Origin of the sequence: Neobacillus niacini, assembly GCF_019749295.1 — a bacterium.
GTDB lineage: Bacteria > Bacillota > Bacilli > Bacillales > Cytobacillaceae > Neobacillus > Neobacillus niacini_D.
This window is the reverse complement of the sequence record NZ_JACWFG010000012.1, coordinates 83,321-105,570: the sequence shown is the minus strand read 5'-3', so window position 1 is coordinate 105,570 and position 22,250 is coordinate 83,321. Positions and strand designations below refer to the sequence as shown.

The following is a 22,250-nucleotide window of genomic DNA, read 5'->3' as shown; positions in this document are numbered from 1 at the left end:
GAGTGAGACCCCGCAGGTCGGGACGACCGAGGAGGCTCACGGGTGAGCCCGCGGAAAGCGTAGCGCCAGGAGCGTAAATCAACAGCCCAGTTTAACACAGCCTTATATAACCGCTTTTGCTTTTAGTGATCGTTTTTGCCATGTAAAGGTAATGAAAAGTGTAATAACTAATAATACAAATCCTAATATAAATGGATAGGTAATTTTAACGTCATATAGTAATCCTGCAAGTGTTGGACCAAGGACGTTACCAATACTCATATAAGCATTATTCATCCCCATCGCAAAGCCCTGTTCGTTTCCTGCAAGCTTTGAAATCAACGTATTCAACACCGGACGGAGAATAGAAGTCGATAGGAAAATAAAAAGTGAAATGATAAAGAATAAAGAGTAGCTGGAAGCGTATAACGAAAATAAAAATCCAGCGGCAGCTACGGCAATAAATACATTCAAAACAGATTTTTCACCGTACCGATTTACAATTTTATCAACTACAAAAAGCTGAACAATAACACTGACAACTCCGGTTGCAGTAACCATAACCGCAATGTCCTTTGCAGACGATTGGAATTGATTATCAAGGTATAAACCTATAACCGATTCGTATGCAATTAGTCCAAAGCTCATAACAAGTGTAATAATTAGAGGAATGAAATAAGGCATTTTCACAGAACGAGCTATTTTACGTACCATAGACTCATCAGGCGGCATTTCTGCTGTTGCTCCGATAGGAGTTGTTTTACTCTCTTTTAAAAGAAGAACGGAAAACAACACAGAGACTAAGGATACAAGTGCTGATACTAAAATAGGAAATTTCAAGCCGAAACCTGCTAAGAAACCGCCAATCCCAGGACCTACAACAATTCCAAGAGACATAGCAGCGGAAACTAAGCTGTTCCCTTTCGCACGCTGCTCCATCGTTGTAATGTCAGCGATATAGGCAAAGATTGCTGGTACAAGCATCGCACAGCCAATTCCGCCGACTGCACGAGAAGCATAAAGTACCCAGATTGAGTTGGAAGCGTAAAAAATAAACATCGACAGGGTTAAACCTGCAAGTCCGTATATAATCATTTTTCTTCGGCCATATTGATCTGTCCATTTACCTGCAATCGGAGAAAAGATGAACTGAGCTCCGGCAAAGATAGCAATGAACAGGCCTGCAGCTGTTCCGCCTTGATTAATGGACTCCAAATATGCTGGTAAAATAGGAATAATGATTCCAAAACTCCCAATTGCTATAAACATGTTGATCATCAACATGGTAATTTTTTTTCTTTGATCTCCTGTCATATTAAGCCACCTTTCTCATAAAAGTTACTCACTTAATAATAGTGTTAACTTTTTACACTGCTTACTATCATATATAGGTATACAGGCTTTTGTCAAAGAGAAAGTTTATTTAGAAAAGCTGGATTTTGACTTGTTAGTAAATTGTTAAAGATTATTGATTTTAGAACAGGTTTGGTGTGTTATGTTCTAAGTAAGAGATACAGTTCTGTGGTAGATCTGTCTTGTTAAAGGGGGTTTACGTTCAATGATTAGGCAATTAAACAATGGGCCAAAAATCCAAATGGAAAAAGAAATGGTCACCAAGATGATTAAATTGTACTGCCGCAAGAAACATCATAACGATCAGGAACTATGTAAGGATTGTCAGAATTTAAAAACCTACGCTGTTATGAGACTTTCTTTGTGTAGATTTGGCGAAGAAAAAAGTGCATGCTCCAATTGTTCTGTACACTGTTATAAACCAAAATATCGGATAAAAATGAAATCAGTTATGCGCTATTGTGGACCTTGGATGCTGTTGTACCATCCTGTCTATTCCGTTAAGCATTTACTGAATAAACCAAAGAAAAAAACTTAAAGCAGGGAATGTCGCATTCCATGCTTTTATTTTTTGATAATTCTGTACAAACTATTTCTATAATTTGGTATATTTATCGTAAGGATAAGCTTTATTAATGCCATAGATAGGAGGGAGTAGTATGACGGGGACAATTGCAGTTATTATGGTATTTTCGATTCCAATCATTGCTATCTTGACGACCCATTTTCAAAAGCAGAATAAATTAAAATATAAAATGATTCAAAGTGAGCTTGAATTAGAAAAACTAAAACATCAGAATTATTTAATTGAAACGGAAAAAATGCGACTCGAACTTGAGCATATGAAGCTAGATGAGCCGCAAGATAAAATTAAATTAGGCTAACCTGTCATAAATAACCCCATAAAAATAGGTTCTATCAACTTGATAGGACCTATTCTTTATTTGGCGGGGGTGTTTTCTGAATTTATCTTGTTAAGTGTCTCTTTATCGCAAATAACAAAAAGCTGAGCATCCTCCGGAATGGGTTCGCCGAGTTTTTGATTAATATGAAGATCTCCTCGGTCTGCAACGAGTGTTGCTCCTTTATTAAGTAAATCCTTAAAAGCATCTCGGTATGTTTTCCATTCTTTTTGTTTCGATATTTCATACATCGATTCTTCATACTGACTGCTCATTAGCTCTGAATACATATTAGTGACTCCATGAGAAAATAGTGACCGAACGGCTGCATGTGAAATCATTTCTTGTGTTGGGATAAATTCATCCACTTTTACCCGCTGGAATAACCGAATATGTTTTTGATAAATTACCTCTGCTGTTACATGGATGGGTTTGTTTAGTTTTTCTTCAATCGAAGTAATAGCTGTTGCAATTAGTAATGTTTTTCCATCCACGAGTAACGGATCTTTAGTGGCAAAGTTGTCTTGTGTGATTTGATCAGCAAAGATGATAACGCCTTTAGCTTCGGGCAGGTTAGCTTGGTAAAGAGTTTCCTCATCTGTTGCATCGCCGCGGACATAATACAATTGTTTCTCCACCATGGGTGCATTTTCAAGTTCGTCAATAATGACAATATCGATGGATTTATCTGACTTAAGGATTTCTTTAATGGCTAGCTGGGATTTATCGCTCCAGCCAATCAGGATGATATGATTCTTACCCGTATATTTCATCTTTCCACCAACTTTAAGTTTATCGAACAGATAGACTACTTTTAACATTTTCCCTATAAACACACTGACTAATCCGATTCCTGTAATATATAGAACAATTGTAAATGCCTGACCCAGTTGTGTGACTGGAGCAAAGTCACCAAATCCAACCGTAGCAAGAGTAGTCAGCACCCAATAAATAGCGGTCAGATAGGTACCAAAGGTCTCCGGCTCTATATACAAGGCAATGTAGGCCGCAAACAAAACGTATAAAGTGAACAGTGGAAAAAAGATTCTGTTTCTCAGCTTTGTCAGGTAGTATAGCAATTTTTTAAAGGGCATTCCCATAGTATCTCCTAGCTTCCCATTCATGAATATACTTATATTCCCAAAAAGCGATAGAAAATAACCATGATTGGTTTTAGGAATTAGAAAGCTTATAATAGTATTAATATTATTTGTGCGTGGGAGATGATAGCTGTTGCCGAACCATTCATTGAGAGAAAAAAATATTGTATTTATCGGTTTTATGGGTGCAGGGAAAACAACCATTGGGAAATTAGTAGCTAAAAAGCTTTATCGGGATTTTATTGATATTGATGAAGAAATTGAAAAAGAGTATAACATGCCAATTCCAAAAATATTTGCTGAAATTGGTGAGAAGGCTTTTAGAGAAAAGGAAAAAGAATTAATTCAGAATCTATGTCACTATAAACTAAAGATTATCTCTGTCGGAGGAGGGGCGTTCCTGCAGGAAGAAATTCGAAAGGTATGCCTCAATTCTAGTATTGTATTTTATTTAGATATTACCTGGGATGCTTGGAAAAATCGGTTAGGTTCAATTATTGACAGCCGCCCAGTTCTGCAAGGTAAGACAATGGATGAAATTGAAGAGCTATTTTATAAAAGGAAAGAAATCTATAAAAATAACTATCACTCAATGATTGAAATAAGCAATCAAAGCATGGATGAATTAGCCGATAGCATAGTGAAAACCCTGAAATTATCTTGGGAGTTGCACGAAACTAAGTAAAAGGTTCGAGTGGAGTGGAGAAGATGAAAAGAAGTATTACCGTTAAGGGGATAACGATAGGAGAGGGAGTTCCGAAAATTTGCGTTCCTATAGTAGGTAAAACGTTATCAGAATTATCAGAGGAAGCAAGGTCCCTTAATACAGTTGACCTAGATGTAGTGGAATGGCGTGTTGATTTTTTTGAGCACGTGGAGGATTTGGAGAAAGTAAGAGAGGCATTGAATGCAATTCGATCAATTCTGCATGATAAACCGCTTATTTTTACCTTCCGGAGTGCAAAGGAAGGTGGAGAGAAGGAAGTAAGCACTGCATACTACTTCGAATTAAATAAGGTAATGGCGGAAAGTGGTCAGATAGATATCGTTGATGTTGAGCTATTTAATGATGAAGAAAAGATAAAATCACTCATTTCTGCTGCACACAGCCACAATGTGTATGTCATCATCTCGAATCATGACTTTGACAAGACTCCAGCAAAGGATGAGATTGTCTCCCGTTTACGCAGGGCTCAGGAGTTAGGCGGAGATTTACCGAAGATTGCTGTTATGCCGAGGAACGCTGCAGACGTTTTGACCTTATTGGATGCGACCAATACCATGAATGAGCAATACGCTGATAGACCGATTATTACGATGTCCATGGCAGGTAAGGGAGTGATCAGCCGTTTAGCAGGTGAAATATTTGGATCTGCCTTAACATTTGGTGCTGCTAAGAAAGCTTCAGCACCGGGACAAGTGCCTGTTACCGAATTGAGGAGTATCTTATCATTGATAAATTCTAGTTTATAAGGAAGTACCTGTTATGGGTACTTTTCTTTTTTATGTATAGTAGAATTAAAAGAGGTCTCAGGATATTAAACTGGAATTTTACGCATCGCGGATATATTTGATCTAACGCGGATATATTCCATTTAACGCGGATATATTCGAATTAACGCTGATATATCATTATTAGAACCAATAGTCTCATCAAAAAAGGAGGGAAATGCTTGCCCCATAGATTATGGATTGCTTTAAATAGTATCTTAATTGTACTTTCAGTGATTTATATCTGGTTTTTTCGTCCTCATGACAGTAGTTTGGTTATTACTGCTCAATTTTTGTCCCAAATGGCAATGATTCTGTTTTTAGTTAATATTAATATGTATTTTGTCTTCTTAGTCATACGTAAATCATCCGTAAGGCAGGTTAAGATTCGTCTGGCAAAATTTTCAAGAGTCATGATGAAATGGCATATTCCAATTGCGATAACAGCTACAACGATTATTGCCGGTCATGCTGCTATTAATTTATATGAAATTGCGCCAGTTATCGGATATAGCAACTTGAAACTAGTCAGCGGCTACCTAGCAATGGCAGTACTTTCTCTTACATTAGCTGCAGGTTATCTGCGCCATAAAAAGTCATCTGGGTTTCGGCGTAAGTTCCACTTGATAACAGCCATGGCCTTTTTTCTAGTTTTCTTTATACATATGTTTATACCAATCTAACTTGAGGTGATATGGATGAGGCCAACGGAAGGCAATAAACGAATAGATATACTCGATTATTTGCGGGGCTTTGCATTGCTGGGTATCATCCTTGTAAATGTTCTGCCGCTGCTGGCTGTAAAGGCCCCCGAACCTGGCTCTATGGATGCTGCCTATCAACGATTTCTATTTTTATTTGTGGAAGGCAGGTTTTACACTCTTTTTTCTTTTTTGTTCGGAGTTGGCTTTTATCTCTTTATCTCTAGAGCAAACGCAAAAGGGAAGAATGGTTATATTTTATTTTTAAGAAGAGTGGCTGCATTATTTATCTTAGGCTGGTTTCACGTGAAATTTCATCCTGGTGAGGCACTAACTGTCTATGCGGTTACCGGACTTCTTTTATTACCTTTTTACAAAGTGAAGAAAGAATTTAACCTCTGTATTGGCCTAATACTTCTGATTGCCCTGAGTTTAATGGCATTTAAACTGTTTATGATAGTACCGTTAATGCTCCTTGGGATTGCAGCAGGACAGTACCAATTATTTGAAGGGTTAGCGGAGAAGATTAAAAAGGTACCATTCGTAACTGCAATACTGCTAGTTATGAGTATAGCGGCACTAGTTAATCAATATCAACATGCCCCATCCATCCCATTCGATCTAATTGCCGGTGTAGATGAAGCTACTTACAGGTTTTTAAGTATTGGAATCATGATTGGGCCGGCAATCTCAGCATTATATGTTGGGGTGCTGGTTTTGCTGTTGCAATTGCCGCTTATTCAAAGGCTGTTGTCTCCTTTGAAAAGCTATGGGCGGATGGCGCTGACAAACTATATTTTTCAAACCATCTTTATTTATCTAGCCGGTTATGTTTTCAACTTGTTTAACAATATTTCGTATCTTCAATCACTTGTCGTTTGCTTAATTATTTATGCCATTCAGCTGCTCTTTAGTGTTATTTGGCTTCGTAACTTCCAGTACGGTCCATTGGAGTGGATTTGGCGTGTTGTCACGTATTTAGAGGTCCCGCCGCTGAGGAAAGCAGTTAGAGAGATTCAGTAAAAATAGGAAGGACCTGCATGAATGTATGCAGGTCCCTTATTTATTCTTCTGTTTGTTCTTTACGGATATAATCTGAGTACTGCATGATGGATAAGGTATTATCAATACTTTTTTGCAGGCCATTCGTGTTTTTTGTTTTCTTCATTGTTTTTCGGTTATATATCGAAGCGGGAAGCTTCGCACTTGGTGCCGTGTAAAAGGTTTTATCACTAATAAACGAGCCGCCTGGCAGGTAATACCGCATGCCTAACAAATTCTTTTTATAGTGAAAAAGGTTGTGTCCGATCATTTGAGTGTCATGCTCAATGCCCAGCAAGTTTAATAGAGTAGGCATCAAATCAATTTGACCCCCAAGGTGGGAGTAAGTTTCACCTGTAAACAGCCCAGGCGCCGTAAATAAAACGGGTACAACAAAGCGATCCTGCATAGTGTATTCGTGTCCTAGTACTTCTTTTAATAGAATTTTATCTTTATCGGTAACAGGTGCACCGTGCAGACCAGAATGATCTCCGTAAATCAGAATAATGGATTCATCGTAGATTCCCAGCTTCTTCAACTTTTTAATGAATAACCCGATTTGTTCATCCGTATAGCGGACAGATTGGAAGTAGTTGCCGACGTAGGTATCTTTGTAGTTTTCAGGCAAGTCTAGAAACTCATATTCCTCAGGCATTTCAAAAGGAGTATGACTTGTGAGTGTAATAATATTGGAATACATTCTGTCGTGTGTTTTCAATTGCTTAACCAGCTCATCTTCTACAAAGTTAAACAAAACTTCATCTGCAGGACCAAAGCCAATTTCCTTTTCGTTAGGAATTTCGTTACTAGTGAAGATATAATCAAATCCCAAAGCAGGATATAATTTATCACGGCTCCAATAGGTAATATCGTCAGCATGGTAGGTTGCCGCACCGTAGCCATTCTTTTTTAACGTCCAAGCAAGTGATGGAATCTCTGTCCCGTCAATGGTATTAACGGTTGGGTCCATGCCTTCCGGATACAGTGAGGTGTGAATAAGCCATTCGGAATCTGATGTATTGCCAGCTCCAATTTGCTGGTAGACATGATCAAAATAAGCACTTTCTTTTAATAGAGCATTTAAATTTGGTGTGATTTCTTGACCATGAATACGTTGATTAATCGTGAATTCCTGTAAGGACTCGACTTGGATGATAAAAACATGGCGATTTCTTGCAAGCCCAAAGGTGTCGTGTTGTACTGCAGGAACAAAGGTATTGCCTTTTAGCTTTTCAAGCTCTTTTTCAGAAAGATGCTCTTGACTGGCGAAGGCTGTTCCGAGACTGTTTTCATATGCCTGCACGAATTGTGACTGAATATATCCATGCTTTTTGGCAAAGTAGGATACATCAATTAATGGATAGCGAAAAGCGATAATCGTCATGATTAACCCAATACAGCCAAACCCAATAGCAAACTTATTGGCTGAAGCAAATGATGCAGTGTTTTTCTTGAAAAACCAAATAAGTGGAAGGATTAAGACAACATCTATGAAAAATAAAAAATCGTATGGACTTCCAAGCAGAGCAACTGTCCCGCCAACAGAATTTGATTGATAAATTTGTTTTACATCATAATAGGATGGTACGGTTGAAAAATACCGGGTATAATAAACAACGACAATAAATAATATCGAAAGGAAAAAGTTATAGAGCCAAATAGCTGTCCAGGTGCGCTTTTTAAAGAACATCATGAGACCTGATAAGCCAAGAGCCCACATCGGAAATTCAACCAATAAGACATGTAAAAACGATGTGTTCTCAAAAACTACAACCTGAAGTGCATAAATTTTTATAAACATTACAACGAATAGTAATATAATTGGATGAAGCAAACCTGTAAGTGAAATCCTTTTCATAAAAAACACCTCTAATGGATACTCTTCTCTCTTAAACTTATCAAAACATCTACAATTCTATCAACTAATAAAGAGGAAATATATATTAATTTTCTGAAACCTTGATTTACACTGTATTTATTTTTTCAATATGATATGATTATGCAGAATTTTGGCAAAAATAACTTTATAACATTCGAAAGGGGAAATAGAATGGAAGGTTACCATAAGGAAGGGGCGGCATCAATACCAACAGGTCAGCCCTCAGGAAGTATTTTTTCAAACCGAATCGTATTGGCAATTATGTCTTCAAACTTATTACTTCAGTTAGGAATTTGGATCCGGAACTTTGCTATTTTATTATATGTTACGGATATTACGAATAACAATCCTGTCTACGTTTCGTTAATTTCAGTTGTTGAGTTTGCACCGATATTTATCTTTTCCTTTATTGGGGGAACCTTTGCAGACCGGTGGAAGCCAAAACTAACAATGGTTTGGTGTGACATGCTATCAGCTGTATCAATTGGTTTAGTGTTATTGGCGCTTGTTTTTGGTTCGTGGCAGGCAATCTTCTTAGCAACACTTGTTTCAGCGATTCTATCACAGTTTTCCATGCCTTCTGCCATGAAACTATTAAAGCAGCATGTACCTGGTGAGCAATTACAATCTGTCATGGCGATGTTTCAATCGTTGATGGCCATCTTCATGGTAATTGGCCCTGTTATCGGCACACTTGTTTATCAAAAGTACGGAATTTACGTATCAATCGGTGTCATGGGTGCGATGTTTTTGTTATCCGGACTGGTATTAATGTTTCTTCCTCGTGACGTAGAGAAGGAAGAATCAGAGGTTGAGAATAACTTTAAAAAAGAACTAGCAGATGGTTTTCGCTATGTTATGTCTAAAAAAGTTCTGAAATCAATGGGCAGTGTTTTTGCGTTTTGTGGTTTAGCTGTGGGGTTAATTTCACCGCTGGCCATTTTTGTAACCATGGAGAAGCTTGAAATGCCAAAAGAATTTCTTCAGTGGTTATTAATGGCAAATGGTGCCGGCATGCTTCTTGGGGGCGGAATCGTTATGGCTTTTTCTAAAAAAATCTCTCCGCAAAAGCTGCTTGCGCTTGGAATATTTGCAAGTATGCTATTTACAATTGGTGTAGGGTGGTCTACAAGTGTTGTATTAACCATTGTATTACAAGTCCTGAACGGAATGTTCTTCCCATGTATTCATATTGGAATAAACACGATTATTCTTAAATATACAGATGAAGCATTTATCGGGCGAGTTAATGGCGTCCTTAATCCGTTATTTATGGGAACGATGGTTATTGGAATGTCGGTTTCAGGATTGGTAAAGGTGCCACTTACTTTATCTGGAGTATATTCCCTTTCAGGGGTATTATTTTTGATCGGTGCTTTTCTAGTTGTGCCTCTTTTTAAAGTTAAAGAGGAAGGTCCTGCTCTTTCAATGTCAGAGAAGCCGCCGTTGGTTTAGTAAAAAGGTGCATTAAGCTCAGCTTAATGCACCTTTTTTATCACCGATAGTACTATCATGTTCGCCGCTTGTTAACTGCTGTTCAGCGAATTCGCGGTATAAATCATGTGTTTGTGTTAATTCTTGATGGGTACCGATTCCGGTTACCTGACCCTTTTCGATGAAAATGATTTTATCCGCATCGACAATCGTTGATAAACGATGAGCAATCACAAAGGTCGTGCGTCCTTCCATTAGCCGGGATAACGCTTGTTGGACGATACCCTCTGATTGGCTGTCTAAGCTTGCCGTTGCTTCATCCATCATCAAGATTTTCGGGTCTCGTAAAAAGGCACGAGCGATGGCAATCCGCTGTCTTTGCCCCCCAGAAAGTTTTACCCCGCGTTCACCAACATCTGTGTCCAATCCATCTGAAAACGATCTGATAAATTCAGCTGCAAATGCCATCTCTGCCACTTTCCAAAGAGTGTCATCTGGTATACTTTCTCTATCTGGCAGTCCATAACATAAATTTTCGCGTATCGTTCCTGCCATCATCGCACTTTCCTGTGAAACATACCCAATTTGGCTGCGCCATGTTGCAACCGATAAATCAGTGATGGGGGTATCACCAACCATAATTCTTCCTGAGGTCGGCTCGTAAAAGCGTTCAAGTAAGCCGAACATGGTAGTTTTTCCGCCGCCGCTTGGACCGGCAAATGCGATCATTTCCCCAGGCTGTGCCTCAAATGAAACATTTTCAAGCACAGGCTCATCTCCACTATAAGCAAAGGAAACATTTTGTACCTGAATCGGTTTATTGGAAATATCAATTTCAATACCATCCTGTCCTTCTTCTAAAGGCAGATCTAGGATATCAATAATTCGCTCTGTAGCACCTTTTGCTTTTTGAAGCTGGGTGAAAAACATCGCAAAACTGGTGATCGGAAAAATAATTTGAAATAGGTAGAGTAAGAAGGCAACAAGGGAACCGGTGGACATCGTGCCATTTGCGACCCGCATTCCGCCATAGCCAATAATCATCACGATTACGATCATGACAACCAGGTACATAATGGGAGCGATTAGGGCAGTGATGTGTGCTTCCTTTAACCCAAAGCCAAGTAACCTTTCGATGCCGGATAATCCCTTTGATTCTTCAAATTTTTCAGCCGTGGACGCCTTCATTAATCTAATTTCACTTAGAGTCTGTTGAATATGTCCTGTAAATAATGCAGTTTCATCCTGTAAACCGCGAGAAATCTTCGCCATTCTCCTGCCAAGGGGCATCATAATAATAAATGTCAAAGGAACAGATATTAACATTAATAATGTCATTTTCCAATCCATAATCAGAAGAATAACAATGGCGCCGATGATGGAAATAATCCCTGTAATGAATTGCGGAAAGTGATTTGAAATTAAATCACGAACAATACTCGTATCGTTGATGACACGGCTGACGGTTTCCCCACTGGATTGTTTATCGAAATAACTGACGGGCAAACGGATCAATTTTACCCACATTCGTTCACGCAGCCGAGCAACAATCTTTTGACCAACGAAGCTTAGCAGGTAAATCGATACCCCGCTGATAATCGCTTGAAAAATAAAAGCAGCCCCAATACCAATCATAAGAGGAACACTTAAGGAGGAAACGGAGAACCCATCAACTAGGTTTTTTGTTAGTACAGGAACTAAAAGTCCTGCAAGTGTTGTAATAAGACTTGCTGCTAATCCAATGCCCAAGGCAAGTTTTGGAATTTTAGTTGATAAAATAAGAGAAACAAATGGTTTTAAGCCATTTTGGTTATGGTTCATTATGTACGACTCCCCATCCATCATAAAAGAATGTTTTCATTAAGCATAATACTTTCATATGAAGTGATATGCAAATGATATTTTGATAAGATGGAGCAAGGAAAAGAGAGAGAGGAATTATATATACGATGAATGAATCAAAAACGATATCGAAAGCAAATGATGCGAGTGAATCTAAAGGATGGTTGTTTGTAGTCCTCGCCGGATTTCTTGAAATAGTGTGGGCCAGCGGATTTAAATACGAGGAAGTCCCTTCCCTTGTTGTTCTTATCGCGATTTTATTAAGTTTTGATTTAATTATTCGGGCCACAAAAGTGATACCTGTAGGCACGGTTTACGCCGTATTTGCGGGAATTGGCACGATTGGGACCGTGATTGTGGAGGTTATTTTTGAGAATGGCTCTGTTAGTCCATTTAGAATTGCCCTTATTTTTTTATTATTGGTTTGTATCATTGGCTTGAAATTAACAAATAAGGACGGTGAGGTTTAATGGATTGGCTGATGCTTATTTTTGGAGGATGTTTTGAGGTTGTTGGGGTAATTGGGTTAAAAAGAACGGCTGATAAAGGTAATTTTGTTAATTATCTCATTCTAATTGGTGGTTTTATTATGAGTTTCCAGCTGCTCGTTCATGCGATGGAGACGATTCCGTTATCAACTGCCTACGCAGTATGGACAGGGATTGGTACAGTAGGAGCAGCAATTGTTGGAATGGTTTTCTTTAAGGAATCGAAAAGCTGGCTTCGTGTTGCATGTATTCTAGGTATTATTTTTTCCGTTGTCGGATTAAAACTTGTTCATTAATAACACTGGACACACATCCGTTTTGTAAAGTATGACCACTGCAAGTAACCCTCTGTGTCTTACAGGGGGTTTTTAAATTGTAATTTGTGTAACATATATGATAGTAGAGCAGTCTATTATAGCAAAAGGAGGAGGGAGAAAACCATGATTCTAAGAATGACTCTCATTTTGGTTTTTTTGCTATTTTTCCTAGCTGCATGCGAATCGGGCAACAAAAATATTACGCCGATAAATGATATGCCAGAAAAACAGACAGAAGTAACTGAAAAAGAAACGGATTCTGTCACTTATCTGCTCAATAAAATAAACGAAAAGGCAAAATTGGGTTTAGTGGAAAAGTGTGAGTTTAGTGCACTAGATAGTACAATGGATCAAGTAAAATCGCAATGGGGTGAACCAGACAAGGTCGATCGTGCAGGCTCTGGTTATTACGCCGTTTATGAAAATAGAGATATTACCTTTGGTTATAATGAAAATGGACAGATATTTGACGTTCGCTCTTATTCGCCGTACTTGCAGAAGATAACCTTTGATTGGATTGAAAAGTCATTTGGGGATCCCGTTAAAAAAACAGAGCTTGAAGGTGAAAATATTTATACTTACCAAGTAAATGATGACATCCAGTTAAAATTTATCATTTCAAAACAGACCAAGGCAGTAGATCATATATCTGTTTATAATCAGAAGAAAACGAAAATAGAAAAAGAGAGTTATTATTTAGAAATTAAAGGGAAATCAAATCAACTATCCCCGACAGCTTGGGGGAGGATGCTGGAGTGGCGTGAGCAAATTGTTGATTTTTCAAAGGGATATGATCATGTCTTTGTAAACGGTCCAAATAAGAAAATGATTGCACTCACCTTTGATGATGGTCCAGATTCAGCAGTAACGACTAAGGTTATCGATATATTAGATGAATATGACGTTACCGGAAATTTCTTTTTCGTAGGCAAAAATGTGACGAAATATCCAGAGGTTGTTAAACAGGCATTTGAAAAAGGGCATTTAGTATTGAGTCATAGTTATAATCATATTGATTTGGCCCAAATAGGGGAAGAAGAACTCCGGTCAGAAATAGAGAAAACAGAATCCTCTATTGAAGAGATAATTGGAAAAAGACCTGCTATGATTAGACCGCCTTATGGAGAGACGGACGATCAAGTAGCTGGAATTGCCAAAGAGAGAGGATATAGTGTTGTACTGTGGTCCATTGATACACTGGATTGGTCACAAAAGGAAGCGGGCAATATTTTTAAAAATGTAATCGAACATGTCAGAAATGGCGATATTATTCTAATGCATACGACTCCTGAAACAAGCGAAACACAAAAAGCACTGCCAATGATTATTGAAGAATTGCAAAAAAGAAATTTTGATATAGTAGGATTAGACACATTGCTAAATATGGAGGCTTATCAATAGAAGAAAAACATCTCTCGAGGGGTTCGGGAGATGTTTTTCGATTTATTGTTTAGTTAACTTTTCAAGCTCCGAGAAAACAGCCTCATAATCCTCTTTTTGATCAGCTTTAAAGGAGGTGTTGATGTAGGTGATGATTCCCTCTTTATTGACGACAAAGACAGAGCGGATGGCAACTTCGCCTTTTTCGTTAAACACCTTGTAGTCCTTAATCGTCTGTCTGCGCCAATCAGATACTAGGGGATATGGTAATGTCCCCATGCTCGCGGCAAATACTCTGTGCGAATGAATATGATCTGCACTGATTCCCAGAACTTCAGCGTCTGCCTGTTCAAACCGTTTGTAGTCCTCTTTCCAAGAGGCGATTTCTTTAATTCAGCCGGGAGTAAAATCCATTCCATAGAAGGCAACAACAATATTTTTTTTGCCTTTATAATCTGAAAGTGTTAATGGATCCTTTGTTGTTGCTGGTAATGAAAAATCAGGTGCTATGTCTCCAACCTTTAAGGGGGCTTCCATTAAAAATCACTCCTTTCCTAAAAAACTATATCCTTTGCTAGGGTTTCCAATAACAAGAAAAAATAGACGAAAAAAAAGATGGTGTCAGGCACCATCTTTCCTTCGGTATGAAATGGCCTGGTCCAAAATTGGGCTCAGTTCGCTTCAGTATAGTAATACATTAAAGAAATTTATTACATCTTTTAAGGAGGTTTAAGAAGTAAACACTATCTTTATGTCACAAATTATTCAGAAATTAGTGACAATAGTTCTCAATTACCTGTTGACTTGAAAATTTTCACTGTTTATAATCAATGTATAGGACGTTGATAATGATTTTCAATGTCATTATTTTTTGTTTTTAAGTGATAAAGATTCTCATTTAGATTGAGATTGATAGAAAAGTAGAATGTAGAAATGTAGGGACAGCCATGATGAAGAAAAGATATTTACTACTTGCATTAATAGTCTTATCTGCAGCTTCGCTGTTTGTTGGTGTTAGCAGTATTTCACCATTGGACTTGTTAGACGTCCAGTCGGAGGAAACGCAAATTTTCCTTATCAGCAGACTGCCAAGGTTAGTTGCAATCTTACTAGCAGGTGCGGGGATGAGTATTGCCGGCTTAATTATGCAGCAGCTCAGCAGGAACAAATTTGTTTCACCAACGACTGCAGGGACGCTCGACGCAACCCGTCTTGGGATCCTTGTTTCGATGCTGCTGTTTGCAAATGCAAGCATGCTTGAGAAAATGGCAGTTGCCTTTGCGTTTGCGCTTGCAGGTACGTTCGTTTTCATGCAAATTCTAGATCGAATTAAATTTAAGGATGCCATTTTCATACCACTTGTAGGCTTGATGTTCGGAAATATTCTGTCCTCTGTGACAACTTTTTTCGCGTATCGTGCTGACGTTATTCAAAATATGTCTGCTTGGCTGCAGGGAGATTTTTCAATGATTATGAAAGGCAGATATGAATTGCTTTACATAAGTCTTCCAATTTTAATCATTGCTTATTTCTACGCTAACCGTTTTACAGTAGCTGGAATGGGTGAGGATTTTTCAAAAAATCTCGGGCTGGCCTATCGCCGTGTTGTCAATATCGGACTTGTCCTAGTTGCACTTGTAACGGCCACGGTTGTACTAACAGTAGGAATCATCCCGTTTTTAGGCTTAATTATTCCAAATATCATATCGATTTTTAAAGGTGATCATTTACAAAAAACATTGCCGCATACGGCCATTCTTGGTGCCGTCTTCCTTCTGATTTGCGATATTTTGGGCAGGGTGCTCATTTATCCATATGAGATTTCGATCAGTCTCATGGTTGGCGTAATCGGAAGCGGAATTTTCTTATACTTACTGTTCCGGAGGAAGGCATATGCGTAACTCAGTAAAATTGACTATACTCGCATTGATCGCTGCGGGAGCTTGTGCCATCTATTTATTTCATGATTTAAACGGGAGCTATGGGTATGCACTGCCAAAACGAACAATAAAAGTGCTGGGGATGGTGTTAACGGGAGTCACAATTGCTTATGCAACGGTTGTGTTCCAGACCATTACTCATAATAAAATTTTAACACCTAGTATTATGGGGTTAGATTCACTATACATGCTGTTACAAACGTTAATTATTTTCTTTCTAGGCTCAGGTCATATGATTATCGTCAATAAGCAGGTGAATTTTTTACTCTCAGTCGTCGTAATGATTGTCTTTGCTCTCCTTTTGTATAAGTTTCTATTTAAAAAGGGAAGTCAGCCAATCTACTTTTTATTACTTGTTGGAATCATTGTAGGGACGTTTTTCTCTAGTATCTCTACATTTTTCCAAGTTTTGATTGATCCGAATGAATTTCAGATTGTTCAAGACAAAATGTTTGCTAGTTTTAATAATATCAATTCTGACTTAGTTTGGCTGGCCATTGCGCTTGTCTCCCTTGTGATGATATATGCTTGGCGGTTTTTAAAGTATTTAGATGTATTATCCTTAGGTCGTGATACAGCGATTAATTTAGGGGTTCCATATGACTCAATTGTCAAAAAAATGCTTGTGATTGTGGCAATCTTCATATCAATCTCAACGGGCCTAGTAGGACCGATTACCTTTTTCGGGTTAATTGTTGCCAATCTGTCTTATCAATTTTTCAAAACCTACAAACATACTACCCTAATAACAGGCGCAATCCTTATGAGTGTTATCGCTCTTGTTGGCGGGCAATGGGTGGTTGAAAGAGTCTTTACTTTTTCAACAACGTTAAGTGTCATTATAAACTTCATTGGTGGAGTGTACTTCATCTATTTACTGCTAAAGGAGAGGAAAGCCGCATGATACAAGTCCGAGCTTTGTCAAAGTTATATGGTAAAAAGTCAGTTGTTGAGGATGTAACCGTCGATATTCAGCCGCGAAAAATCACAAGCTTTATCGGTCCGAATGGCGCAGGTAAATCAACTTTACTATCAATGGTAAGCCGTCTTCTTGATTCAGATACAGGTGAAGTACTGATTGATAAATCTGATGTAAAAAAAATGAAGTCAAATGAGTTTGCCAAGAAGGTGTCAATATTAAAGCAGTCTAATTACATGAATGTCCGCCTGACAATTCGTGAACTTGTATCCTTCGGACGTTTTCCCTATTCGAAGGGCAGATTAACGGAGGAAGATGAACGGATTGTTGATCAATCGCTTGAATACATGCACCTAACCGAAATGCAGAACAGCTTTCTAGATGAATTATCTGGCGGACAAAGACAGCGGGCCTTTATTGCAATGGTTATTGCACAGGATACAGAGTATATCTTGCTTGATGAACCTTTGAACAACTTAGATATGAAGCATTCTGTTCAGATCATGAAAATCTTACGCCGGCTTGTGGATGAGCTGGGAAAAACCGTTGTCATTGTCCTTCATGATATTAACTTCGCGTCTGTTTATTCCGATCGCATTGTAGCGATGAAGGATGGTAAGGTCGTGAAAGATGGACCTACAGAAGAAATTATTGAATCATCTGCATTAAAAGAGATTTACGATATGGATATTCCCATTCAGAAGATGGATGGCTGCAGAATTTGTGTATATTTCAGCTCATAATTAAAGGAGAGATATAGGAATGAAAAAGTGGAGCTTTTTAGTTTTAATGGTTTCAATGCTTTTATTATTAGCAGCATGCGGTTCTAAGGAAGAGGCCAATACAGAATCAAGTGATACTAAAACGGCAGCGGCAGAGAAGTTGACGATTGAACATAAGTATGGTGAAGCTGTTATTGAGAAGAATCCAGAGAAAGTTGTTGTTTTTGACTTTGGAATTTTAGACACATTAGATGAATTAGATGTAGAAGTAACGGGAGTTCCACAAACAGCTGTCCCTTCATATTTAGAAAAATATGCTGGTGAAGGCTATACAAATGTTGGCAGCTTAAAAGAGCCTGACTTTGAAGCGATTCATGCTATGCAGCCAGATGTTATTTTCATTAGTACCCGCCAAGCGGAACTATACGAACAGTTCGCAGAAATCGCCCCAACTGTATATGTGGAGTTAGATTATACAAAATACATGGAATCATTTGAGAAAAATATGAATATTGTTGGTGAAATTTTTGACAAGAAAGATGAAGTAGCAAGTAGCGTAGAAGAGATTAAAGCAACCGTAGAAGAGGTAAATAAAAAAGCTTCTGGACTTGATAAAAAAGGGTTAATTGTTTTGGCTAATGAGGGAAAAGTGAGTGCCTATGGTCCAAGCTCGCGTTTTGGCGTGATACATGATGTGTTTGGTTTTGGAGCAGCAGATGAGAAAATTGAAGTATCAACGCATGGTCAAAGCATTACCATGGAATATGTAATGGAGACAAATCCAGACGTATTGTTTGTGATTGACCGTAACACAGCAGTAGGCGGCGAAGCTGGCGCAGAAAAAGTAATTGAGAATGAGCTGGTTAAAAAGACAACAGCCTTTAAAGAAAATAAAATCATTTACTTAAATCCAGACACCTGGTACCTAAGCGGCGGTGGATTGAAATCCGTAAAAATTATGGCTGAAGAAATCGAAGCGTCATTATAAAATTACGAGCCAGGTTTCCAGCCTGGCTTTCCTATTAGGGAGGAATTTGAAATGTTTTATCAGGTTAGAAGAATTGTTGTAAAAGAAGGTTTTAGTGAGCAGGTAGTCGAGAACTTTTCAAAACGCGGTGGTTTATTGGCAACTCGGCCTGGATACATTGGCAGACAGATTCTAGTGAAAAAGGTCCGCCGCGGCGAAGAGGAAGTTATGGTTATGGTTCAATGGGAATCTGAAGAGGATTGGAAAAATTGGGAGAAGAGTCCAGAGCATATTGCCGGACATAAAGCGAAGCCAAAGGCAGAAAAGCCTGATTATATTGTTGAATCCAGTCATGATCTTTACTATGTAAAAGGATAAATTCTTGAGTGAAAATGAAAGAGGCTGACATGAATGGTCACATGCTGTACTGTGATCATTGCATGCCAGCCTCTTTTGTTTATCTTTTTTCGATTTCTACGTTATTTTCTTTTGCTAATTCATCTAATTTTTTATTATAGTCTTCAATTTTCAAACGGCCTTCTTCTAATAATTGGTTAGCCTCATCGATCATACTTGAACTTTGTTTTTCGATCGCTTCCTTAATTTTTTCAAAGGCACTTAGCTGAAGATTTGCCCCCGAGAGGTATATCTCATGGATTTCCTTAAGTTCATCACTTTCAATATTTACGCTCTCTAACTCATCGATTAAGTCAGTATAAGTTGGTATCACCTCATTAACCAAAGCATCATGCATGGTTGGATCATCTGTATAATTAACTCCTGCTACTCCTTCATAAGCGGAAACAGCCTTATCCTCCAGTTCTTGTGCAGTCTTCAATTCCTTATTTACATAATTCAAAATGTCATCCTGAACCGGCCCTCCACATCCAGCAAGGACAAGAAAACAACCAAAAACAACTACAGCCAGCAATCGCTTAACCATCAATCTCCACCTCCATCGACCATTATATGAACCATTGGAAGTCCACTATGTATGAACAAAATTCCAAAAATTTCAATCAACTAGATGATGGGTATCCACCTGAGATGGACAGTGTCCACGGGTGGTGAACTCCTTTTAGGTGTCACCTTGGTGCCTGTCACCAAATGCTGTCTAATTTATAAAAAACAAATGTATGCCTAACAATCTTTATGCCAGTCCGTCATTAGATAAGGTAACAAGAATATTTATGGAGTAGGATGGATGAAATGGCAAAGAGGAACAGAGGTAAAACAATAAATTATCTGCCATCAAGAGGACGCGGGACTTGTCCTTTGTGTGGGAGGACAAGAATAAAGCTGTTGTATTCACATAAAACAGAAACAAATCAAACCATCAAGGTATGCAAAAACTGCCGCATAAAATAACTAGAGTCAAAGGTTCCTAGGGAAGTATCCTTAGGATCTTTTTTTAGGCTCTGTTTTTATTCATTGTTGATTTTCGTGTAGGGTTGAGAATTCATAGGCGGAGAATTTCCGGCTATTGTTTATAGAGGAACCTTAAGAAGCAGATTTAAGCGGAGATATTCCGCTTAATTGCTTTAAATAAGACCAATTCCAAGGATATAGATACAATAAGCGGAAAACCTCCGCTTATTTTCCAAACACAGTGAAATCAACATTCAGATTTAACAGGGATCATTTTTTATTATGTAAAAAGGTATTTAATGGGATTTGTCTAAATAATATAGATTGGCTGGCGTATGATTGACAATTTAATAAGAATGAGGATGGGATATGAAGAAGAGTCTATATGGATTGTTTTATTGGTTCTCACATGGAGCTTGGTGGTATATAACGGTAATATCAGCGGCACTGTTTATTTATTCGGAGACTAAGGTTTATGACTATCTCCTAAGTGTTTGCAGCGGTGATGAGTGTCAGGATCTATTTCTTTTAAGTGCTCAGGAAGCAGAAACGCTGCTATCCTATGGGATGTCCTTGTCTTTTTATAGTGGGATTCTCGTTGTCCTTTTGCTCATTCAGTTTTTATCCTTCTTTTCTGTGGGCTGTCTTCTTTATATTTATGGAATGTGGGACAGGATTTGTTTGTATACCTCAATGCTGATCATTGCTACAGGGACGGTTATGAGCATAAGTACGCCCATCATCTCACAAGCTCCGCATTTAGAGAGTATTTTTCATGTAGAAAGCTTTGCAGGTGATTTATATTTATTCTTCTTCTTTTTGTTTCCGGATGGACGATTTCGCCCGAAGTGGCTGTTGCTCCCAGCAATTATTGGGTTGGCCGGGAATATAGGCATATACTTTTTCCCAGGTTCAGTTATCGATCCTACAACATGGCCGCTGCCAATTCGGTCGGGAATATGGGTATCACTGCATGCTCTGGCCATTTATTCACAAATCTACCGCTATCGCCGTGCTCAAACAAAGCAGTTGAAAAGACAGATACGCTGGTTCGCAGTTAGTTTAAGTGGTTTTATACTTTCCGTGTTATCCCTGTTACTTTTGTCATTCTTTAAAGATAATGGTCTTTTGAAGTTGTTTATGTGGTTTTTTTATTATCTTGCGCTTTTATTTATGCCATTTTCCATCGGGATTGCTATATTAGAACAACGTCAAAAACATTTATCTGTGGTGTTTAACAGAACAATCGTATATTCATTTGTAACACTAACGGTCATGGGTGTATATGTACTCATTGTCGGCTCCCTCGGGTTCTTGCTAAATGACCAGAATAATATATTTGTATCGTTACTGGCTACTGGGATTGTGGCTGCCTTTTTTCAACCCTTACGTACCAAAATACAGCATTCTGTTAACACCTTAGTTTACGGAGATCGTGAGGATCCTTATAAAGTATTATCCTCACTTACACAACGGCTAGAGTTAACGATGACCAATTCCTTAGTTCTTCATACAGTAGTTGAAGAGGTTGCGAAAGCATTAAAGCTGGCATTTGCTGCAATTGATATCGAAATTGAAGGAGTATTGGAACGATTTGCTACGTTCGGTGAAGAGGTGCAGGTTAAGTCAGAAATCCCATTAACACTAAAAGGAGAACGAATTGGTATCCTTACGGTAGGTGCGCGTTCCTTACAGGAGACACTGCCGCATGACAAAGTCTATTTATTAAATGACCTGCTTAGGCAGGTAACCATGGCCGTACAAACAGTAAGAATTTCAAGCGAGCTGAAACGCTCAAGAATTAAACTTGTTAGTTTTAGAGAGGAAGAAAGAAGAAGGCTTCGTCGTGATTTACATGATGGGTTAGGCGCTAGCCTCGCTAGTATTTCATTAAGGATGGATACTCTAGTATATAAAAATGGTGCAGACCAAGTGGTAAAGAATAAATTAATTGAGTTACAGGAGGATATTCGCTCTGCAATCACTGGGATTCGGCAGTTGGTCTACAATTTACGTCCGCCTGCGTTAGACGAATTAGGGTTGATTTTTGCATTAGATGAACTTTGCCGGCAATATGATGGCAGTTCTATAAAAGTAACGTTGGAAGCATCGGAAATTGACTTTCCTCTTCATGCTGCGATTGAAGTGGCTGCCTATCGGATTGTTCAGGAAGCAGTCACGAATGCTGGTAAGCACTCAAAGGGATCTACGTGTAAAGTGTCTCTTAGGTTAGAGGATTCATACTTACTGATCAGAATAATAGATAATGGCGTGGGTCTTCCAGACAATCGGGAAAATGGAATAGGTCTCCATTCAATGAGAGAACGTGCATTGGAAGTGGATGGCCAATTTTTAATCAAAAATGATCATGAAAAAGGTTTGGCGGTAGAAGTGCGTTTGCCCTTGTGGATGGAAGGAGATTAAATG

Annotated in this window: 22 protein-coding genes; 16 read left to right on the top strand and 6 right to left on the bottom strand. The window is 38.4% G+C overall.

Annotation, left to right across the window (positions count from 1 at the left end; genetic code table 11):
- Nucleotides 1-102 precede the first annotated feature (102 nt).
- Nucleotides 103-1,293, bottom strand: a complete 1,191-nt coding sequence (locus tag H0184_RS17375) for an MFS transporter (RefSeq protein WP_221827292.1) — start codon at nt 1,291-1,293, stop codon at nt 103-105.
- Between the two features lie 244 nt (nt 1,294-1,537).
- Between H0184_RS17375 and H0184_RS17370 the strand changes: the two genes are divergently transcribed.
- Complete coding sequence (locus H0184_RS17370; protein WP_221827291.1) at nt 1,538-1,870, top strand: nitrous oxide-stimulated promoter family protein; 333 nt, start codon at nt 1,538-1,540, stop codon at nt 1,868-1,870.
- A 121-nt stretch (nt 1,871-1,991) separates the two neighbouring features.
- A complete protein-coding gene (locus tag H0184_RS17365; RefSeq protein WP_221827290.1) occupies nt 1,992-2,216 on the top strand; it encodes a hypothetical protein in 225 nt (74 codons plus the stop codon).
- A 56-nt stretch (nt 2,217-2,272) separates the two neighbouring features.
- Here the strand turns inward: H0184_RS17365 and H0184_RS17360 are convergent, their stop codons facing one another.
- The gene (locus H0184_RS17360) at nt 2,273-3,328 is read right to left on the bottom strand and encodes a potassium channel family protein (RefSeq protein ID WP_221827289.1); all 1,056 of its coding nucleotides are present in this window, start codon (nt 3,326-3,328) and stop codon (nt 2,273-2,275) included.
- Nucleotides 3,329-3,467: 139 nt separating this feature from the next.
- Between H0184_RS17360 and H0184_RS17355 the strand changes: the two genes are divergently transcribed.
- The 4 genes from H0184_RS17355 (at nt 3,468) to H0184_RS17340 (ending at nt 6,549) form a co-directional block, all read left to right on the top strand.
- A complete protein-coding gene (locus H0184_RS17355) occupies nt 3,468-4,019 on the top strand; it encodes a shikimate kinase (protein ID WP_396953600.1) in 552 nt (183 codons plus the stop codon).
- A gap of 23 nt (nt 4,020-4,042) precedes the next feature.
- A complete protein-coding gene (aroD, locus tag H0184_RS17350; RefSeq protein ID WP_221827288.1) occupies nt 4,043-4,807 on the top strand; it encodes a type I 3-dehydroquinate dehydratase in 765 nt (254 codons plus the stop codon).
- A gap of 200 nt (nt 4,808-5,007) precedes the next feature.
- Complete coding sequence (locus H0184_RS17345; protein ID WP_221827287.1) at nt 5,008-5,508, top strand: hypothetical protein; 501 nt, start codon at nt 5,008-5,010, stop codon at nt 5,506-5,508.
- Nucleotides 5,509-5,523: 15 nt separating this feature from the next.
- Nucleotides 5,524-6,549, top strand: coding sequence for a DUF418 domain-containing protein (locus H0184_RS17340; protein ID WP_221827286.1), 1,026 nt, complete (start codon nt 5,524-5,526; stop codon nt 6,547-6,549).
- 40 nt (nt 6,550-6,589) lie between these two features.
- Here H0184_RS17340 and H0184_RS17335 read toward each other — a convergent pair whose 3' ends face one another.
- On the bottom strand, nt 6,590-8,425 hold the full coding sequence (locus H0184_RS17335) for an LTA synthase family protein (protein ID WP_221827285.1): 1,836 nt from the start codon (nt 8,423-8,425) through the stop codon (nt 6,590-6,592).
- A gap of 192 nt (nt 8,426-8,617) precedes the next feature.
- On the opposite strand from H0184_RS17335, the gene H0184_RS17330 reads away from it, so the two are divergent.
- Nucleotides 8,618-9,901, top strand: a complete 1,284-nt coding sequence (locus tag H0184_RS17330; protein WP_221827284.1) for an MFS transporter — start codon at nt 8,618-8,620, stop codon at nt 9,899-9,901.
- A gap of 18 nt (nt 9,902-9,919) precedes the next feature.
- On the opposite strand, the gene H0184_RS17325 is transcribed toward H0184_RS17330, so the two are convergent.
- Nucleotides 9,920-11,701, bottom strand: a complete 1,782-nt coding sequence (locus H0184_RS17325; RefSeq protein WP_221827283.1) for an ABC transporter ATP-binding protein — start codon at nt 11,699-11,701, stop codon at nt 9,920-9,922.
- A 128-nt stretch (nt 11,702-11,829) separates the two neighbouring features.
- Between H0184_RS17325 and H0184_RS17320 the strand changes: the two genes are divergently transcribed.
- The 3 genes from H0184_RS17320 to H0184_RS17310 all read left to right on the top strand — a co-directional run bounded on the left by H0184_RS17320 (nt 11,830) and on the right by H0184_RS17310 (nt 13,928).
- A complete protein-coding gene (locus tag H0184_RS17320; RefSeq protein WP_221827282.1) occupies nt 11,830-12,192 on the top strand; it encodes a DMT family transporter in 363 nt (120 codons plus the stop codon).
- On the top strand, nt 12,192-12,506 hold the full coding sequence (locus H0184_RS17315) for a DMT family transporter (protein ID WP_221827281.1): 315 nt from the start codon (nt 12,192-12,194) through the stop codon (nt 12,504-12,506). Before H0184_RS17320 ends, H0184_RS17315 begins: the two co-directional genes overlap by 1 nt.
- A gap of 144 nt (nt 12,507-12,650) precedes the next feature.
- Nucleotides 12,651-13,928 (top strand): polysaccharide deacetylase family protein, encoded by a 1,278-nt coding sequence (locus H0184_RS17310; RefSeq protein WP_221827280.1) that lies wholly within the window; start codon nt 12,651-12,653, stop codon nt 13,926-13,928.
- Nucleotides 13,929-13,970: 42 nt separating this feature from the next.
- Here the strand turns inward: H0184_RS17310 and H0184_RS17305 are convergent, their stop codons facing one another.
- A complete protein-coding gene (locus tag H0184_RS17305) occupies nt 13,971-14,444 on the bottom strand; it encodes a redoxin domain-containing protein (protein WP_260631644.1) in 474 nt (157 codons plus the stop codon).
- A gap of 413 nt (nt 14,445-14,857) precedes the next feature.
- On the opposite strand from H0184_RS17305, the gene H0184_RS17295 reads away from it, so the two are divergent.
- The 5 genes from H0184_RS17295 to H0184_RS17275 are packed head-to-tail and all read left to right on the top strand — an operon-like array spanning nt 14,858 to nt 18,833.
- Nucleotides 14,858-15,808 (top strand): ABC transporter permease, encoded by a 951-nt coding sequence (locus tag H0184_RS17295; RefSeq protein ID WP_221827393.1) that lies wholly within the window; start codon nt 14,858-14,860, stop codon nt 15,806-15,808.
- Nucleotides 15,801-16,751, top strand: coding sequence for an iron chelate uptake ABC transporter family permease subunit (locus H0184_RS17290; RefSeq protein WP_221827278.1), 951 nt, complete (start codon nt 15,801-15,803; stop codon nt 16,749-16,751). Before H0184_RS17295 ends, H0184_RS17290 begins: the two co-directional genes overlap by 8 nt.
- Nucleotides 16,748-17,509: an iron ABC transporter ATP-binding protein gene (locus tag H0184_RS17285; protein ID WP_221827277.1), complete on the top strand. Its 762-nt coding sequence runs from the start codon at nt 16,748-16,750 to the stop codon at nt 17,507-17,509. The genes H0184_RS17290 and H0184_RS17285 overlap by 4 nt, the downstream gene beginning before the upstream one ends.
- A 19-nt stretch (nt 17,510-17,528) precedes the next feature.
- Nucleotides 17,529-18,476 (top strand): siderophore ABC transporter substrate-binding protein, encoded by a 948-nt coding sequence (locus H0184_RS17280; protein ID WP_221827276.1) that lies wholly within the window; start codon nt 17,529-17,531, stop codon nt 18,474-18,476.
- Between the two features lie 51 nt (nt 18,477-18,527).
- Entirely contained in the window at nt 18,528-18,833 is a 306-nt protein-coding gene (locus H0184_RS17275; RefSeq protein WP_221827275.1) for an antibiotic biosynthesis monooxygenase family protein, read from the top strand.
- A gap of 79 nt (nt 18,834-18,912) precedes the next feature.
- Here H0184_RS17275 and H0184_RS17270 read toward each other — a convergent pair whose 3' ends face one another.
- Nucleotides 18,913-19,398, bottom strand: a complete 486-nt coding sequence (locus H0184_RS17270) for a hypothetical protein (RefSeq protein ID WP_221827274.1) — start codon at nt 19,396-19,398, stop codon at nt 18,913-18,915.
- A 794-nt stretch (nt 19,399-20,192) separates the two neighbouring features.
- Here H0184_RS17270 and H0184_RS17265 point away from each other — a divergent pair.
- A complete protein-coding gene (locus H0184_RS17265) occupies nt 20,193-22,247 on the top strand; it encodes a sensor histidine kinase (RefSeq protein WP_221827273.1) in 2,055 nt (684 codons plus the stop codon).
- The last annotated feature ends 3 nt before the right edge of the window (nt 22,248-22,250 follow it).